The organism is Pseudomonas sp. G.S.17 (assembly GCF_038096165.1).
Classification (GTDB): domain Bacteria; phylum Pseudomonadota; class Gammaproteobacteria; order Pseudomonadales; family Pseudomonadaceae; genus Aquipseudomonas.
The window spans coordinates 2952320-2969027 of record NZ_CP151076.1; the positions used below are offsets into that span (position 1 = coordinate 2952320).

13 protein-coding genes are annotated in these 16708 nt (G+C 54.1%); 5 read left to right on the top strand and 8 right to left on the bottom strand.

Annotated features, from left to right (window positions below):
• Positions 1-121: 121 nt before the first annotated feature.
• The gene (locus tag AABC73_RS13650) at positions 122-2476 is read left to right on the top strand and encodes an AAA family ATPase (RefSeq protein ID WP_341524030.1); all 2355 of its coding nucleotides are present in this window, start codon (positions 122-124) and stop codon (positions 2474-2476) included.
• A complete protein-coding gene (locus AABC73_RS13655) occupies positions 2473-4320 on the top strand; it encodes a UvrD-helicase domain-containing protein (RefSeq protein ID WP_341524031.1) in 1848 nt (615 codons plus the stop codon). The genes AABC73_RS13650 and AABC73_RS13655 overlap by 4 nt, the downstream gene beginning before the upstream one ends.
• Before the next feature lie 85 nt (positions 4321-4405).
• On the opposite strand, the gene AABC73_RS13660 is transcribed toward AABC73_RS13655, so the two are convergent.
• Positions 4406-5443 carry a hypothetical protein gene (locus AABC73_RS13660; RefSeq protein ID WP_341524032.1) on the bottom strand — a complete coding sequence of 346 codons (1038 nt, stop codon included), beginning with the start codon at positions 5441-5443 and terminating at the stop codon, positions 4406-4408.
• A 1526-nt stretch (positions 5444-6969) separates the two neighbouring features.
• On the opposite strand from AABC73_RS13660, the gene AABC73_RS13665 reads away from it, so the two are divergent.
• Together AABC73_RS13665 and AABC73_RS13670 are read left to right on the top strand one after the other, a co-directional pair.
• Entirely contained in the window at positions 6970-8217 is a 1248-nt protein-coding gene (locus AABC73_RS13665) for a hypothetical protein (RefSeq protein WP_341524033.1), read from the top strand.
• A 1429-nt stretch (positions 8218-9646) separates the two neighbouring features.
• The gene (locus AABC73_RS13670) at positions 9647-10390 is read left to right on the top strand and encodes a hypothetical protein (RefSeq protein ID WP_341524034.1); all 744 of its coding nucleotides are present in this window, start codon (positions 9647-9649) and stop codon (positions 10388-10390) included.
• Positions 10391-10643: 253 nt separating this feature from the next.
• Here AABC73_RS13670 and AABC73_RS13675 read toward each other — a convergent pair whose 3' ends face one another.
• From AABC73_RS13675 to AABC73_RS13705, 7 genes are all read right to left on the bottom strand, one after another.
• The gene (locus AABC73_RS13675) at positions 10644-10976 is read right to left on the bottom strand and encodes a hypothetical protein (RefSeq protein ID WP_341524035.1); all 333 of its coding nucleotides are present in this window, start codon (positions 10974-10976) and stop codon (positions 10644-10646) included.
• 617 nt (positions 10977-11593) lie between these two features.
• Positions 11594-12934 (bottom strand): hypothetical protein, encoded by a 1341-nt coding sequence (locus tag AABC73_RS13680; protein ID WP_341524036.1) that lies wholly within the window; start codon positions 12932-12934, stop codon positions 11594-11596.
• 120 nt (positions 12935-13054) lie between these two features.
• A complete protein-coding gene (locus AABC73_RS13685) occupies positions 13055-13462 on the bottom strand; it encodes a hypothetical protein (RefSeq protein WP_341524037.1) in 408 nt (135 codons plus the stop codon).
• A complete protein-coding gene (locus tag AABC73_RS13690; protein WP_341524038.1) occupies positions 13459-13782 on the bottom strand; it encodes a hypothetical protein in 324 nt (107 codons plus the stop codon). The genes AABC73_RS13685 and AABC73_RS13690 overlap by 4 nt, the downstream gene beginning before the upstream one ends.
• Positions 13766-14107 carry a hypothetical protein gene (locus tag AABC73_RS13695; protein ID WP_341524039.1) on the bottom strand — a complete coding sequence of 114 codons (342 nt, stop codon included), beginning with the start codon at positions 14105-14107 and terminating at the stop codon, positions 13766-13768. Before AABC73_RS13695 ends, AABC73_RS13690 begins: the two co-directional genes overlap by 17 nt.
• Positions 14107-14841: a metallophosphoesterase gene (locus AABC73_RS13700; protein ID WP_341524040.1), complete on the bottom strand. Its 735-nt coding sequence runs from the start codon at positions 14839-14841 to the stop codon at positions 14107-14109. Before AABC73_RS13700 ends, AABC73_RS13695 begins: the two co-directional genes overlap by 1 nt.
• A 568-nt stretch (positions 14842-15409) precedes the next feature.
• The gene (locus AABC73_RS13705) at positions 15410-15775 is read right to left on the bottom strand and encodes a hypothetical protein (RefSeq protein WP_341524041.1); all 366 of its coding nucleotides are present in this window, start codon (positions 15773-15775) and stop codon (positions 15410-15412) included.
• 405 nt (positions 15776-16180) lie between these two features.
• On the opposite strand from AABC73_RS13705, the gene AABC73_RS13710 reads away from it, so the two are divergent.
• Positions 16181-16651 (top strand): helix-turn-helix domain-containing protein, encoded by a 471-nt coding sequence (locus AABC73_RS13710; protein WP_341524042.1) that lies wholly within the window; start codon positions 16181-16183, stop codon positions 16649-16651.
• Positions 16652-16708: the final 57 nt, after the last annotated feature.

Genomic DNA, 16708 nt, shown 5'->3' on the forward strand with positions numbered 1-16708 from the left:
ATGGAGCGCTACTGAACGAAGCTTAATCGCTTAAGTGCAAACGGCCTCTGCTCAGCGTTGAGGCTTTCAGTTACATTCGCCAGCGTTAAGATTTCACCTCCCCAGGGCTCAAGGACGACGCATGCAGATCAAACATCTGGAAATAGCTAATTTTCGTAAGCTTCACTCCGTACGAATAGACTTGTCAGCTGAGACCACCCTTCTCGTGGGCGCCAATAACAGCGGGAAATCATCTGCGATGCTCGCGTTGCGCAAATTTCTGAGCGGCAAGTCCTCAGGAATACGGCTTCAGGATCTCACGCTCTGTCACTTCGACCGCATAGACGACATTGGCCGTTCATGGGAGGTTGCTGGCCCTGCCGAGCCCTTGCCGACAGCGAATGACTGGGATGATTGGCTTCCTCACCTGGACGTATGGATCAGCGCAGAATCTGGTGAGTACCATTACGTAAGAGATTTGATCCCGAACTTTGACTGGGATGGGGGCTTGGTTGGTATGAGGTTCCGCCTCGAGCCTGATGACATAGCCGAGCTGTTCGCGGATTATCGGAAGCAGCGCGAGCGTGTTTTAGAACTGCTGACCTTCTTGGCAGCCGACTCAAAGGCTAACGCTGCAAACGACAGCAATGCTCAGAAAAGCGACGATGACAGCGACGACCAAAGAAAACGGCGAATGGGCTTGAGCCTATGGCCGCAGAATTTAACCGACTACCTCAGTCGCCGCCTCAGCAAGGTATTTAAGATACGCTCCTACCGCCTTGATCCAGGAAGGCTGCATACCCCACATGGCATGATGCGTAGGGCTTCGCCTCAGAAGCTATCAACATCCGCGATTCCCCTTGAAAAGAGCCCTTTGGATGGGTTGATCAAGATCCATGAAATCAATGCTCAGCGGGGGTTTGGGGATCACGGGGATGAAGGGCAAAACGACTCGAAATCATCGGGAGGCAAAAAGCTGTCCGAGCAGCTGCGCAGTTATTACGAAAAACATCTCGACCCAGGTGATTCTCCAGAAGTGTCTGATTTGGAGGCGCTGCGAGCCATCGAAATCGCTCAGTCTGTCTTCAATACCCGGCTGAGTACAAGCTTTGGGCCGGCACTTTTACAAGTCCAAACGCTCGGGTATCCCGGGCGCAGCGACCCCACCATTACCCTCCAGGCCAAACTCGCCGCTACAGATGGACTGAACCACGAAGCCGCCGTTCTTTTCGAAATTGACTCCAAAAGCGCGACTCCCACGGCATCTGTGCTACGGCTTCCAGAGACATCTAACGGCCTGGGTTACCAGAATCTCATCTGGATGATATTTCGGTTGATGAGTTTCCGGGACGACTGGCTCAACAAGCATCGCAATCCTGAAGAACAGACCACCACTGGGATTGAGCCAATTCACCTTGTTCTGATTGAAGAGCCCGAGGCCCATCTCCATATTCAAGTCCAGCAAGTTTTCGTCCGACACGCCTACCAAGTGCTCTGTGAGGATGAGCTGATCAAGCGCTATCCCAATCTGGGGACTCAGCTGCTAGTGAGCACGCACTCAAGTCATATCACCCATGAGGTAGAGTACGATCACCTTCGCTATTTCCGTCGCCTGCCAGCGGGTATGGACGGCGTACAGGTACCTGTTTCGACCGTTTCAAACCTATCGACAGTGTTTGGCGAGGGTTCCTACACTCAAAAATTCGTCACTCGTTATCTCCGGGCTCAGCATGCAGAACTGTTCTTTGCCGACGCAGTGATTTTGGTTGAGGGCGCTGCTGAGCGAATGCTGTTGCCACAGTTTTTGCGCACTCACTTCAAGTTTCTCGATCAATGCTACATCAGCATCCTGGATATTGGAGGGAGTCACGCTCACCGACTTCGGCCTCTCGTGGACGCACTTGGAATCGTCACATTGGTCATAACTGACCTGGATGCTGGCAAGGCCAAAGCGGCGAAACCGGTTCGCCGAGGCGCCGACCTCTCGACCAACAACCCAACTCTCAAGCACTGGCTTAGGATGAAGGCCGCTTCTGCAAAAGTGGATGACCTTCTCGAAATGGCCGACGAGCTGAAATGCCAGGAGCTCGATGAGCTTTTTGCTATTCGAATCGCCTACCAGACTCCCATCTTGGTCGCTCTTGCTCAGACGGGGTCTCTACCGGTTGAGGTGCTGGCGAACACGTTCGAAGACAGCTTGGTACTGGCCAATGCAGCTTACTTTGCATCACGCTCCGGTCGTGGGCTTGTCGGTCAGTTTGCCCGGGCACTCCAATCGGCCACGACCCCTGAGGAGCTCAGTGAGAGCTTTTTCGAGGCGCTTCGAGATGGCAACAAGGCAGAGTTTGCTTTGGAGGTACTGGGGGCGACTACCTTTCCTATGCTGACAGTACCAAACTACATACGTGAAGGCTTGGTATGGCTTGAATGGAAGCTGCGCAAGAAACAGTCAGAATTGGTGATTGTTACGGCCTCCCCTGGGGAGGAGATTGTATGAGTGTGCTGCCAGATGCTGACCAGGTGATCCAGCGATGCTTGGATCTTGATAATCCCACCAGCTTTTTCCTTTACGCGGGTGCAGGTTCGGGCAAAACCTACTCGCTTGTTGAGGCGGTTCGAAACTTTAAAGAACGGGCATCGGAGCGCTTGCGGGTCGAAGGTAGACAGATCGCTGTCATCACCTACACCAACGCAGCCGCTGAAGAGGTGATGCGCCGACTGGAACACGATCCGCTGGTTTGGGTATCCACTATCCATTCCTTTGCGTGGGAGATGATCAGGGGATTCAACGACGACATTCGAGCCTGGATCAAGGTCAAACTGGCCAATGATATTGCCGATTTGGAGGGCAAACTGGCTAAAGCCCGGGGTGAAAACAAGACCTACCGAGCTAACAAAGCAGACCGGGATAGAAAGCTTAAGCGGCTAGAAAACATTGATCACGTTTTTGATTTTACCTATAGCCCAACGGGTGAAAACCGTGGCCATCAGGCGCTCAACCATTCAGACGTGATTGGCTTGGCCGCGGACTTTATCCAGCGGCGCCCGCTACTCGATGTTTTGGTGGACAAACACCCGGTTCTGCTCATCGATGAGAGCCAAGACACCATGGCCCGACTGATGGAAGCTTTCTTGGTGGTTCAGGCTGAGGCATCCGATCGTTTTTGCCTAGGCCTGCTAGGCGACACCATGCAGAGCATCTATGGACACGGTATGCAAAGCCTTGCTTGCGCCGTGCCTGAAGACTGGGCCAAACCCGAGAAGGTCTTGAACAGGCGGTGTCCGGTACGGGTGGTGGAACTGATCAACGCAATCAGGGCCCAGGCCGACACGCATCAGCAGTCGCCGCGTCACGATGCGCCTTTGGGGACAGTGCGCATGTATTGCGTTCGAAGCCAGCCAATGTCGACCTTTCAAATCGAGAGTGAGGTCGCCAGGCGCATGGCCGATGTCACCGGAGATAGCGTCTGGAATTCAGGTATGGAGGGAAGGAAAACGCTGATCCTGGAACACAAGATGGCGAGCCGACGGATGGGATTCGACGGCGTTTTCGTTCCTCTTTATCAGGTCGACCACCTGAGAACCGGCTTACTCGATGGCACACTTCCGGTATTGCGAGTGTTCCTTGAAGGTGTGATGCCAATACTTGATGCGGCGCAGATAGACAGCTTCAAACTGATGGAGACAGTAAGGCTTCGCTCACCACTGTTGGCCCGGGAGCGGTTGGCAGCGGCTCCCGACCAGGCGTTGACGATAGCGCAAGCCGGTAGAGGTACCGAAGGTTTACTTGAGCTGTTCGCCGATGCAGATCCCTTGATAAGCGACGTCGTACGGGTACTTGCGCATACGCATCTTCTAGATCTCTCAGATCGCCTTCGTGTTGCATTCGAGATGGGGGCGACAGACGAAGACTTTCCTGACACCGGCGATCGGGAAGCGCTTGAAGTCCATGCCTATAGACTGCTGATTGGAGCCTCTTTCTCGCAGCTCACCGGCTACGCCAAGTATTGCAGTGAGCTATCGCCTTACGGGACGCATCAGGGGGTGAAGGGTCTCGAATTTCCCAGAGTTATGGTCATCATTGACGACAAGGAAGCAGCAGGCTTTTTATGGCATTACGAGAAAGCTCTCGGTGTAGTGCCACCCTCCCCTGGCGACATCCAGAAAGAGGCGGCTGGTGAGGACAATGCGCTGACTCGGACGCGCAGACTGCTATACGTGACTTGCAGTCGCGCGCAGGAAAGTTTAGCAATTGTCTTCTACACAGCTGACCCCGAGGGCGCGCTGACCAGTATCGTCAAAGCAGGGTGGCTGCACGAACACGAGATTTCGATCATTTAGTACTAATGACAAGCTTGAGGCTAAACGAGCGCTGCGATGGGCGTGATCTTGGTCGGCCCTCTGCTAATTTTCAGAAACCAGGGCGTTAGTCTTCAGTTGAGGTTCCCTCGCCCTGTGGAGGCAGCTTTCTTTTCTGGCCTGGCTGAAACAGATATTGGCCGGTGACCATTAAGACGTCGCCAACATAATGCTGGATAGCCAATCGTTCCTTGATCCAGTCAGGGGCGTCGCCTTCCAGCCGGTGTTGGGCGACCTCGTCGTTGAAGTACCTCAGGGTTTTAGCAAACGCATGTGCCATTGCTTGGGGCTTCGTAGATTTTGGGTTTTGATACAGCAGGGAAAACGATTCGCCGAACCACCAATGGCTACTGAGTTTGTCTTTCTGCTCTACCGATTTATGGCGGTGATAAAGGTTGGTCAGGACGACCATATCGACATTGGAATACTCCTCCGCTGGGGCATAGGATTGCTCAGTAAACAGTCCTTGAACTCCGGTTAGGTAACCTTCCCACTGCATGATGTCACCCGCATCGTCGCAGCCGACAACCAGCACGTTGTATTCCCCCTGCCGGGTAGCGTCTGGGAATTTGCCATGAGCATCTATCAGATACGCTTTGAGCTTGTTGTCCATATGGAGACCTTTCACAAGCTCATTGCCCCCCTTAGCGAAGGTTTCCTGTAGCTCAGCAGCGGCCTCGTTGTAGCCTGGCATCCTACCCACTGCCCTCATGATGAATGCGCCTCCCCCGTCGATATCCTCTTTCAAGGTGAAATCAGCGCACTTCACTTCGACGTTGAATTTGTAACCTTCACTTTTGAACGAGCAGTCTACATCGCGAGGCGGCACGACCTTGTCCTCGTAGACGAACCCTTCAGGGAAGAATCGTGCGTAGTGTGCGCAAACAGTGAGCTCGACAGCTGCTTGCAAATATTGCTTTTCGCTAGGGGCTGGGTCTTCGACACGCAGCTTCTTCAGTACGAGTGCTTCGAACTCTGACTTGGTGAGATGCCTGCCGATGCATTCCAAAGCTTTAGCCATTTCCTCGCGGTACTCGTTTGGCGGGATGTAGGGGTTGCACACTGTGACCGCGAGCGGCTTCCGTACCTCTGGGTGTTTTGGCATGCCTAACTCCATGACTCGATAGTTGATTGATAGCTCACGATGCCGCGTGGCAGTGCCGCCGCAGGGAGGCGCTTGCATTTAGGATCGCCTGCGGACAGCGATCGCGTTAAGAGTCGACGAACGAGCCGGCATACTACCGATGGCTCAGCAACAATTCAGCACACACCAGAGGCAGACGTTGCCATCGACGTGTTTCGGTACCCACCGTACTACAGCCCCAAATCGCTACTGAATAACTGATCTACAATGGGGCCATCCGCATTTCCGTCCCGCACTAGCATCTTCTGCAGCTCTCGCGTGATGTGGGCCCGCAAGGTAGAGCGAATTGGAATATAAATGGGCAGATTGCTGGGCAGCGGGCTCACCAAGCCTAGATCTGTCATAACAGACCAAACCATAGCCACGGCAGGCGCTGTGACCTCTGAAGCGTGAAGACGCCCGGGATCACCCCGCTCTCTCGGACGTGTCTGGCACGCATCCCGGATGATGGAGCGAAGCGCTGCGGTCGTGTATTGGTCAAACGCCTTTTTCCATACCGCAGTCTCAACCGCATGTGCTCCATTATCCATTCGCGATGCCTCTCCCCTCGGGGCGTAAGCGTGCTCATAAAGAGCCTGCCACCCTACTGCTCGGCGCTGATTACACCAGGGCCTCAATTTTTGAAAAAAACGATGTGTGATTTGAAGCCAAAGAAAAAGTAGGCAGCTTTGCTGCCTAAAGCCGACCCCCTCAGCCCCTGCGGGTCTTAACAGTGTGCAGCCTTACCGTCACCGTTCGGCCTGGATGCACTACAGATCAAGAGCTTCAAAAGCACTCAGCGTCCACCAACTTGCCTGCGAAACTGACTGGGGACTAACCGCTTTTGCTTTGAACACAAAACGATAAGCTCCTCAAAATTTTTTTCTTCCTAATAAGAACTACTCCGTCTCAGCGTCGATTTTTCAAGGGGGTCGAATAGCAAATTGTCGCCAACTAGTATCAATATGCCGATTTTTGGACAGTTGTCCGAGGTGGCCCGAGAAAAGGAGCGCTTTGGCTTTCCCACACCTTGCAGCCAATGCGTCTCTGTTGAAGCGAATCTCATACTCTTGCTAGGTGCGGCCGGATAGGTCTTGAGCAGCTCAGCCCGAGCCCGGGCACAATCGTAGTGCAGCTGCTAACGGCATGATCACACCGGCCCCGTCTTGCCGCCGAATGTCATGTTGCGCAATCACTTCAGCAATAAGCAACCTTCGACATTGCTGCGTGGCGCCTTGCGCGTCATCGCATGTTGATGATCAACAACAGGCTATCGCGCACAGGCCCAGATCCGCATTACGCAGATCGATTCCTCGGTGGAAGTCGTGTAGTTTCGCTGTAAGTGACTTGGGAGACGGGTAGGTATGGCACTGGACTGCATCATGTGTGGTAACCCGGCGGGATCGCGGGAGCATGTGTTCCCTGCCGCATTCGGGGGGCGTAGGAAGAACAAAGGGATTTACTGCGACGACCACAATAAAGGTCTCGGCCACCACGTAAAGGAGTTGATGAAAGCGCTGAGCTATTTCAACGCCACGCTCGGGGTTCGATCCGATCACCATGACGCACCTCAGCCCCATCAGATAACTCAGCTAAACGGGCAGCGGTTCCAAGCGCTAAATGACAACATCGAGGTCGCTCCACCGCCTCCTTTGAGCCATACACCAGCGATTTTGGGGAAGGAAGCCGTCCTGGCATTTGCCTCCATTTCTCAGCGAGATCGGTGGATCACGGAGCAGAAGAAGAATGGTTTTGAATTCCTATCTGCCGTCACGGGTGAGTCTCGGACTGAATATTTCCCGACAGCGATCAGCCAGCGGTTAGAGTTCGGTTCCGATGAGTTCCGATGTGCGCTGGCCTATGTGGCTCTCACTCTCCTCTCGCATTACTTTCCCGATGTGTCGCGCCATCGTGCGCTGTCCTCAATCAAAAAATCTGTCCTCGGCGAAGAGTTGATCGGCGAGCGAGTTTGGTGGGTAGATCCATCACGCGTCTCGGTGGTGGGCGATGCCTCGTTCCCACACGTTCATTCCGTCGTGATTGAGGTCTCGGGAGCAACCGGACAAGCCACTGCCCTCATCACGCTTTTCAAACACCTTTGCCTTGCCGTCAATCTGGGCGTACTGCCTCAAGGAGCCGAAAAGCGTATTACTGTTTTGATAGATCCATTGGCGCAGAGCGCTGGGCCCAATAAAGATGTGCTGGAAATCTCTGGTGGCTCACTGTTGACCCTACCAACACCTGAGGAAGGCCGAAAATACCTGCAGCAAATGATCAACCAGGAAAGACCCAATCCTGCATCTGAAATCTTACGTGAGCACCGCGATATACACATGGCTCGCTTTGTCGAAGACCTACTTCCGAGGTTTTTGGCGGCGCAAGAAATGAACACCGCCGAACGTCTTCACCACGTTCGAACGATTGTTGATGAGCAAGGGCAGCGGATTTTGAACCTGCTGAACCGAGGGATCAATATGGTGGTTGAGGAGGGGCTTGAGTTACCGACTCCTGTAGTCAATGCTTTGAAGCTGGCGATCGTTGAAGACAGCTCCACGAAGCATGGAATGGCTGATAGGTCGATGGGCTACCTAATTCTGGCTAAATGCGCGGTAATGGCAGAGGCAATTCGGCAGCTTGATGCAGGGACAATGAACGGCGACACGTTGCAACAACTCTTCGGCGATGGATTGGGCATCGCGACTGTGACAAAACCTGTGACCACTGCGGTGATTAAGACCACCCGTCTCAGATCCTGACCACCGCGCTTGGCGACTACTGCCAAGCGCGGGTAGAAGGTTGAGGCAGGCAGATGACTTGGCCAGACAGTTGCGCACTAAGGCAGTCACAGCGAATCATCCCTGTTCATCCACTCATTAATTGAGCTGCGTGATCGACTAGGCGCTTGAAACGAGCTGGTAATCTAGTCGCTGCACCGTCTGGATTGCCGCGTTCACGGTCTGGGTTACCTCGTCCTAGTAATATCCCTTACCCATTTCTAGTGATTACCGGAGTGCCCCAGCGGCTCAACAAAACTCAATGGCCAACAGTCGAGCCACCTGGGCAACGTCACCAGGAATGCGGCCCCGAAGCATTTCAAGGTCAGCACCAAAGAAGGCGTGGAAATACGGAGGATGTAGCGCCATCTCGACGAATCGCTTACCGATGGTCTGTGCAATCGGCACATCAGCTACGACCGGATCCCCAGCTAGGGCTTGAGCAATACAGCCCATACATGCGCCAAAACCGACGTTAAAGCCGCTCTGCGCCAGGCTCGGACGGAATTGCTTTTGGCATCGACATCTCATCCGGGGGCCGGACATATCCGGGAACCCGCGAGCTAGACGCCGCTCAGAACATTAAATCCACTGCTGGGGAATGACGTGAGTAGCAAAGAGCAGTTGCATATCCAAAGGGCTCATGAGCGAGCGGTCAACCTGGTAGCGCAGATGACGGAGGACGAAAAATTCTCATGGCTATCCGGCCCGATGGCTATCCCGTTGGGAGACACGCAAAAGCCTGAAGGCGCTTTAGGTTCGGCAGGGTTTTACCCCGGCATAGCTCGCCGCAGAGGGCGCCGATGGCCCATGCTTTTTCTTTGTCTGTAAATATAGAGCCGCGTCCCGCTTAAAATTTTTTAAGGGCGGCGGGCACATTGTCACACCTGTATAAATAAAGTCGCATTTGAGCAACCTTGGCCGAGTCTGACCCAGGTTTTTGCTGACATCGTCGATGCTCTATAGAGCGATTGACCAACTGGATTCCAGTCTGCGACCAGGTTGGTGGAGCGCCCTCTTGCTCAGTCGGTGTAAACCTAAATTTTGATCTGTTAACCGCAGTGGTTAACAAGCGATGTTTTGGGTTTACAGATCTCTGCATTCTTGCCTATGCCGTCGCTCGCGTGCCTGGGTCAAGATTATGGCCTCTCTGAGCTCCTAATGAATTTACTGCATGCTTCGCAGAACGTCCACCTGCCGTGCAGTGATGTGCAGCGAGAGGCGTGCGGCTCTGGGAATCGGCTTTAATAATGTTTTTACTCCTGTGCCTGCGGCAGGCAAACGTTTGTGACATGTCGAGTTCCCAGGACTGAAGACAGCAAATGACCGCCCTAAGGTAGACAGCTTACAAACAGCCGCCTTGCAGTGATTTCGTTTTGATATCATGGATTCTTTATGTGTAAGGACGCAAATGGACAGCTACGTTGCTCGATATCTTAAGGACAAGAAAGATGATCTACCGGCACTTTACAACTGGACGTTTGATCAAAGCTTCGCCGGCGCCCAGTTCGGAATTGCGTTCGAAGGCGAAAACGCGTTTGATCGAACCCTGGAGCTGAAAGCAGGGCTTCGCGCCTTGGTCAACTCCAGCACCTGTAACGTTGAAGACGGGCGCGTGGCCACCTACTTCATCAAAGTATGGGGTGGTATCACTCGGTTCTCGAAGGTCGATGAAACGCTAGGGCTTTTTTCGTCTTTGAAGGGAATCGCCGAGATACCCGCGGGCTTCCAGCCACGCTTCCAGCAGATAAGCAGCTGGTCAAAATGGGCATCGATCGTGTGCCCAGACTGGGCCTGCATCTACGATGCACGAGTTGCATACTCCCTCAATGCTATCAACTATCTGATGGGTGCTGAACATCCTATTTTCCCAATGCCTGAGGGCCGGAACACCCGCCTGAAGATGCTTGATGTGACCACGCTGATCCTGGGTGAGCGCCTGCTTTCTGGCGAGAGCACCGACCCGAAGGATTTGAGAAAGAAGCACTTCATCTCAGAGCGTGCTGCTTATCCGCGTTACGTCTCGCTCGTGCGCAACGTAAGCATTGAGCTTTGGGGCAATCCGCATCACATCCATGAGGTTGAGATGCTGCTCTTCTCCCTTGCTGACGGCCAGATTTACCAGGATGTGTTTAACCGCCTCTCCAGACGGTAAGCATGCAAACGCCGTGTAACTGTGGTGAGCAATATCGAAGCAAACTACTAATAATTTGCGGCCACAGCGGCATGGGTTAGCTCAACGTACCTGGTGCAGGATATCCATTGAGCAGGCCTTTCTAGCCCTCTTCGAAAGCCTTAAGTCCGCAATGTACGTGGAAAAGATGATTCGTACGGAGGTGCGAAATCAGATTATCGATAGTTTGTCATGGCCCAAATTGAGTTCCATCCAGCGCTGAAGGGCCGCCCCCTCACATAGACTTGACCGACAGCACCTCGACATACCGGTATTTCTTCCTGGCCGCCTTCACTGCGTCTTGCTCTGCCAAAAGCTTGCTGAGCGTGTCGGCTTCGTGGATCAGCTCAAACATCTTGCCTTCAAACTCATTGCCAACGCGCAGAGTTACCTGCAGCCTAGGTGTGAAAGCCTTCGCTATCTTCTTCTTTGCCACAGGCGGCGCTGGCTTCACAAACACGACCTCAGGAGCCGACTCCTGTTCTGGTGATGCAGCCACTTTTGGTGAGGGCTCGGCGTCGCCAAAAAGCGCTCTGCGCATTTCTACTTCAGTTAGATCTGTGTTCATGCAATATCTCAGAGGAATCTCTATTCAGTTCGGTAGAGTTTACTAGCGTTGCTGACCGCTGTTATAGCCGATTTGCCACAGGGCTTAGGACTCATAACGTCCGTATCGCCAAGGTGAATGAGGTGAGGAGCCGCGGCAGGCCGGGGCGTTCCATACCTAGGTCAGTGGCGGCGTGCGACGGGATCGGTCGCTCCGTTCTCGTGCAAACGATGCGCAACCACATAGACACCGTCAGTTGCAATGACGAGCTCGTACCCCTCAACCCAGGCCCGGTCTTCCATGACTCCGGTCTGAATCTGGGATCCATCCCGAGAGCGTCCGCTTTGATCGCAAAACAGCAAGCCCGTCACCCTACCCCGTCGTTCCAGGGCACACAGCAGGCACCCTGCAATTCCTTCAGGGTCGACAGCTGATAGTGCAAGTGCAATGGCTTCGGGTAGCTTGTTGAACCAGAATTCGCTCATTTGGAAAGGCTTGTGTTTAGTTGTTCGGCTTTAAGCCCCGAGCGATCACTCATAGCAGGAGTTGATTGCCTGATCGTAGGCTCCATACGTTTGACGCGAGGCCGGCAAGTTTGATTCTCACCCTGCGTAACCTCTCACCATGCTGGGGCGATGTCACTGGGAGCGCTTGGGCTGCTGTTGAGTACCGACGAGCCTCACCCCTTTTTCCAATAAATTGTCGAGGATTTCGTCGCGGGACAACCTCGACTGACTCGCCAAATCAACCAAGGCTGCACAGGCTTTCGATGCAATCGTTCGCGCCTGAACGCGCTGCGCAGTGGGTATTTTTTTCATGCCCCCACGGCCATGAATGAAAGCGCTCCTAACGTTGAAAAGCTCGTCATACACGTCAGCAGCACCGGCATCATTCAGCGCCGCGGCTAAGCGCCTAGCGACTCTCTTGGTGGCACTTATTTTCGGGAAATTGCGACGACTGTTGAAATCATGGTCATCTTGCAAACCCAGGGCCGCTTCGACGGTAGTCAAGTGGGCCATGAACTCGTCGATGCCATCCGAAAGAAATCCTCGAACCAGAAAATGCATGATCGGAGTTTCGAACAGCTCAGAGACCAGGGCAGTCTGGAAGGCTTGCCAGTGGGGAACTCCAAGGCCCGCTAGGAATTCGTTGGCGGCATCAGTAAGCCTCAGCTCTACCGGTCTATCAATCTCCTCAGACTCTCCCCATTGATCCTGGTAAACATACGGTTCCCAAGACAGGCTGTCTGAGCCACGAGGGATTGATGGCGTGACAAATAAGTCATCGTCTAGCTGATAAATCCAAGGGATCCGAAAACCTCGCCAATCGACCTCGGGCATCGTCGCCCATTCCTCCCACGGCGCAAGCAGCAGAAAGAAGAGCGCTGTCTCAACGGCCAATGGAAAGCGGCTTTTATGAGGATCAATCTCACCCAAGTCTCTATTCATCATCATCGAGAAGGCAGGAACAGCGCGGTCACCAGCCCCCTTGTCCGTCACTACCTCCTCTTCAACCACGAGCCAGTTGAATTGAGAGAACCCGTCGAACTCCGGATCAAGAGTGGGATAGTACCTGGCGAGTCGTGGCCTATCGAAGAGCACGCTAAGCTCTACTGCAGTAAACATCGAGACTCTGGCATTGCCGAATTTCATCGGCGGAATTTGTTCGGCCAGGTCAAGTGGGCACAGGTATCTACGCCGTATCGTCTTCTGGCTGAAAGCGGCTTCGAGCCTGTTCGCGACTTGGGTTGGATCAAGCGGCTTGACTTGCGAAAGTGACGCCGACAGACAAGGCAGCCCCAAAGACTTCAGCGCGTGATCTAAGGCAAATGTCAGCCCGAACGTCACTTTTCCCTGCTGATATTCGGCCGCACACGCATTTCGCAGTTCGACGAAGGCATGCTCCTTCCAGAGGCCGGCAGACCCGACTTGCCCGAGCTCCCAAAGCTTATTTATCGCCCCCAGAACATCCCTATTCATATCGACCTCACGAGGACTATTTTGTGTGCGTAATGCCGGTCTCAGCGCTCATCCAAGAGCCTGAATGCACGGTCTGCGCCGATTCTGTCATTGACTCTGGAAGCTGGTGTGGCATTGGACTTAAGGGGCCCAGGATCTTGACGGGACTGCGTTCAGGAGCTCGATCGAGACACGCTTTCTAAAGCCCTGGCCCAGGAGCACAAAGATCGTGTCGGTGGTTTCAAAGATGCCCCGGCCATCGTAGCTGGTCGCATAGCCGGTCTTGATGCGCTCGCCGTTCTCATAATCTCCGGTGCTGTGAAGCAGCACGCTATGGCTAAACAAGACAATCGGTAAACGTCCTAAGGCAGCCAATGGCTCGGCATCCACATCGAGTACATCAATAACGACCCAAGCAACCGCAGCACAGTATGCTTTACCCGTTTCTGCGACACGTGATTGGATGAGCTCGGCTTCCGCTTCGGACGCCCCAGACAGCAGCTCGCCGTCGAGAGCCATGGCTTCCGCTATTTGTAGTAGATACATCATTCCTCCAATCCCTGTGGTACCTCGTGCGTATAGAGGTGTCCAAAATTCTGTTCCACGGCGCCGGCCGGCTGGATGAGCACATAGCAGCTGCCCGTAAACGTATGGGCAAGCAAATACCCATGCTCCCTGGTCAGTTGCATGATTGCTGAGGTCTGGATCAGACCACCCTCCAAGAAACGCTCGCTCAAATCCCCATGGATCTCACCAGCCAGGCACGCCCCAAGAGGGAACGCCCGCCATAGAAACCCACCGATCCTGGATTTGAAACTCAGCGATGCAGCTTGAACAAGTTCGCTAGGAACCTCAATGCTGGATGTCATCAGCATGTCCTTCAGCGCCCAGCTCACTCACGATCAGAAAGTGATGCTCCCCGTTGGGAGTACGCATCAGCTGAAATCCCGACTGGGCTTTCACAAGCTCCAGCGGCGGGGTGGCAACTGTCATGCCGTCGAGACTAGCCCCGGATTTATCCCCATACACGATCGCTGCATATCGCTGCCCTACCCTTGCCGCATCGTATAGGTATGCATCAATGGCCACACCCCAATCCATGGCTTGAGCTCGGATGACTGCACCAGGAGCCTCCTGGTTCTGACGCTTGACGGCTTCCTCTTCCGCGACACGCTTATGGGAAAAATTGATCATCAAATCGAAATCTCAAAAAACGGGTCGAAGCCCGTCTGCTCGTTGGGATAACCCCGGGGATTGGAGACCACTCTGCAGCCGCCAAGCTCTATATCCACAGCTTGATGGGTATGGCCAAAGACCCACAAATCCGCTTTCTCGATGAGTCTGGGCCAGTCGTTGGTGTAAGCCGCATTCAGATGCCCGTCATGCTTCGTTCCTACAACTACAGGTGATGGCGCGTGGTGAGTGATGACGATCGTTTTGCCTTCAAAATCTTGGGCAAGCTGTTGGTTCAGCCAAGCTTTAGCTGTGTGGTTGCGGGCAATCAGGTCATCGGGTCGCAGGCGTCTATATCCGGCATCTGCTCTGATGTATCTGAAGTCGTTCATGGATGCTCTAGCCATAGAGGCGGCGGCGATCTGGTCGCCAGTTGAGGAAAAATCGGTCCATGCTGCGGTACCTAGGATGCGGGTGCCATTGATGATAAGGGACTCATTCTCCAAGACATGCACGTGGCTTGCTGCAGCATCCCGCATCTTGCGCAGCGTTCTATCGATATGGCCGTCGTAGTACTCGTGGTTGCCGCTTATGTAAGCGACCTTGCACTGGAACGTGTCATTTGCCCACTTCACTCCACGAGCCTTCTTGTCGATGTCCCCTGCGAGGATGACCAAGTCGACGTCCGGATCAAGGGTCGGCGGCTCGAAGCGATGAAATTCGTTATGCAGGTCTGAATAAATTCGTAGCTTCATCGTTGGATCACTATGGAATTTGGCTGCGTTCAAGGTGCTTTACAGGTTGCACGGTGAGAGTATGCAATCCTGTTTGACCACCTAGCGGGCACCGTTATGAGGTTTGTTGTTTTCGAATGAGTTTGATCATCCAAGGGCCTGTCACGGCATAACCTGTGGGCATCCGTATGCCGAGTGCCTAGTGGCGTACGCCAGAAAATCGTGGGCTCAACCCGTCCGGTGCCCACTCGCAAACAACGTAGAAGCTGCCATTGCACGTTTCGAATACGTGGTACCCGTCGCTCTCGAACCTACCACGTAGCGACGACGTCCGAACGGTCGCCCCATCTCGAAAACGCCCACGTTGCTCTTGGTAAACCACACCTACCAGGCAATTGATTTCGTGATCTACCCTCGCGCAGCACATGTAAGCGGTGGCCGGAAATTCAAACCGCATACCCATGGCGCGCTCAACGCTTGCGGGAATTGAGGTTGGCTTGACCTCCCCTGCAGTCCGCAAGCTGTTCAAGGGCTCATGGTCTGTAGGCATGGCAATTTGCTCGATCTGTCACGGCGTGATGTCCAGTGTTCAATGCACTTCGAAAAACGGCCTGATAGCACCGTTTTCGAAGTAATGGTGGGCAACCACGAACAAGCCGCCCGTGACCGCTTCCACCACCAGGTAACCGTTGCGGTGAAACCGCCTTACAACTGGCGGCATGTGAGCTGGCAGACCCGGAGGCAAAAGGCTTATGCGGTTACAGAAGATCAACCCGGTCATCCGCGGAGGTCGATACAGCGCGCATAAAAGAAACCCCACCACGTCTAGATCTGGTATCGCCGCTTTCGCCTTTTGAATCACCATAGGTAGCCTGTTGAAGCTGAGGTCTCTTATCGTCGACCCGAAGGTTTTGATCATGAATGCCGAAGGGTCTGGCGATGCTGTGTTGCTCACTGGTGGTTCCTCGCTTAGATCCAGGCTTCTCGGCACACGACGCAGCTCTGTTCGCTGCACACCGGTTTCGGAAACCACCGCTATCGACTTCGCCCTTTGAGCTCTTCATCCAGTTCCCAGGCCGCCTCTGTAGCTGATTGCCAACACCCGGACGTAACCACTGCTGACCTGGGTTCTGCAACTCGCCTAGGGCTAGAGGATAAAAATCACAATCGACGGTTTAGGGCTAAATTGATATCTGGTAGAGAGATGTCGCCCTGAGTCGCTGCCCTCACCCGCCTGCCTGAACCCACGCAGTGGTGGGTCGAACCACGCGCTTGCGCCGTAACCGTGCGACTACTATATACGGTAGAGTGTTACGGCACAACATGGCTACATCCTCGGTTTTGAGGAATGCCTGTGTCGATGAAGGTACCTTTAGCCGCGATCCTTCGCGCGCTGCGAGCTCACAAAGGGTTGACCCAGGAGTCAATTCCCGAAGGGAGCAATCGTCAGTACCTGAGTCAGCTTGAGCACGGCAAGTCGAGCCCGACATTGGACAAGCTGCAGGACTTGTCGGAGGCCTACGGGGCGTCTACCCTATTGCTAGTCGGCGCGGCCACCCTGATCCAGGAAGGCATAACTGTTGATGCGATCGTAGAGAGATTTGCAGAACAGATGCGCGAATTGGATGCCACCGGCACACTCGCGGCAGCGCGGGCAGAATTGGATGACGGTGGGCTACGTAGCAGGCCAGCCGGCCGGGTGATTGATCGCGATCTGAAGGCCTCGATTCAGGAGTGCAAAGTCCAGGGCTTGAGTCAGGCGCAGACGTCTCAGAATCTGGGTGTGAACAAGATGACTGTCAGCCGATATTGGCGCGGCCAGCCCAGCTAGCTGATAGCCACTATACCCACATCTTAAGTGGCGGTTGCGATGATAATCCCCGCGGGA

Excerpts from the sequence above, each read along its gene's own strand:
- AABC73_RS13685 (WP_341524037.1), bottom strand. The coding sequence starts at position 13,462 with ATGATGTATCTACTACAAATAGCGGAAGCCATGGCTCTCGACGGCGAG.
- AABC73_RS13665 (WP_341524033.1), top strand. The coding sequence starts at position 6,970 with ATGAAAGCGCTGAGCTATTTCAACGCCACGCTCGGGGTTCGATCCGAT.
- AABC73_RS13670 (WP_341524034.1), top strand. The coding sequence starts at position 9,647 with ATGGACAGCTACGTTGCTCGATATCTTAAGGACAAGAAAGATGATCTA.
- AABC73_RS13675 (WP_341524035.1), bottom strand. The coding sequence starts at position 10,976 with ATGAACACAGATCTAACTGAAGTAGAAATGCGCAGAGCGCTTTTTGGC.
- AABC73_RS13700 (WP_341524040.1), bottom strand. The coding sequence starts at position 14,841 with ATGAAGCTACGAATTTATTCAGACCTGCATAACGAATTTCATCGCTTC.
- AABC73_RS13695 (WP_341524039.1), bottom strand. The coding sequence starts at position 14,107 with ATGATCAATTTTTCCCATAAGCGTGTCGCGGAAGAGGAAGCCGTCAAG.
- AABC73_RS13680 (WP_341524036.1), bottom strand. The coding sequence starts at position 12,934 with ATGAATAGGGATGTTCTGGGGGCGATAAATAAGCTTTGGGAGCTCGGG.
- AABC73_RS13655 (WP_341524031.1), top strand. The coding sequence starts at position 2,473 with ATGAGTGTGCTGCCAGATGCTGACCAGGTGATCCAGCGATGCTTGGAT.
- AABC73_RS13710 (WP_341524042.1), top strand. The coding sequence starts at position 16,181 with ATGAAGGTACCTTTAGCCGCGATCCTTCGCGCGCTGCGAGCTCACAAA.
- AABC73_RS13690 (WP_341524038.1), bottom strand. The coding sequence starts at position 13,782 with ATGACATCCAGCATTGAGGTTCCTAGCGAACTTGTTCAAGCTGCATCG.
- AABC73_RS13650 (WP_341524030.1), top strand. The coding sequence starts at position 122 with ATGCAGATCAAACATCTGGAAATAGCTAATTTTCGTAAGCTTCACTCC.
- AABC73_RS13660 (WP_341524032.1), bottom strand. The coding sequence starts at position 5,443 with ATGCCAAAACACCCAGAGGTACGGAAGCCGCTCGCGGTCACAGTGTGC.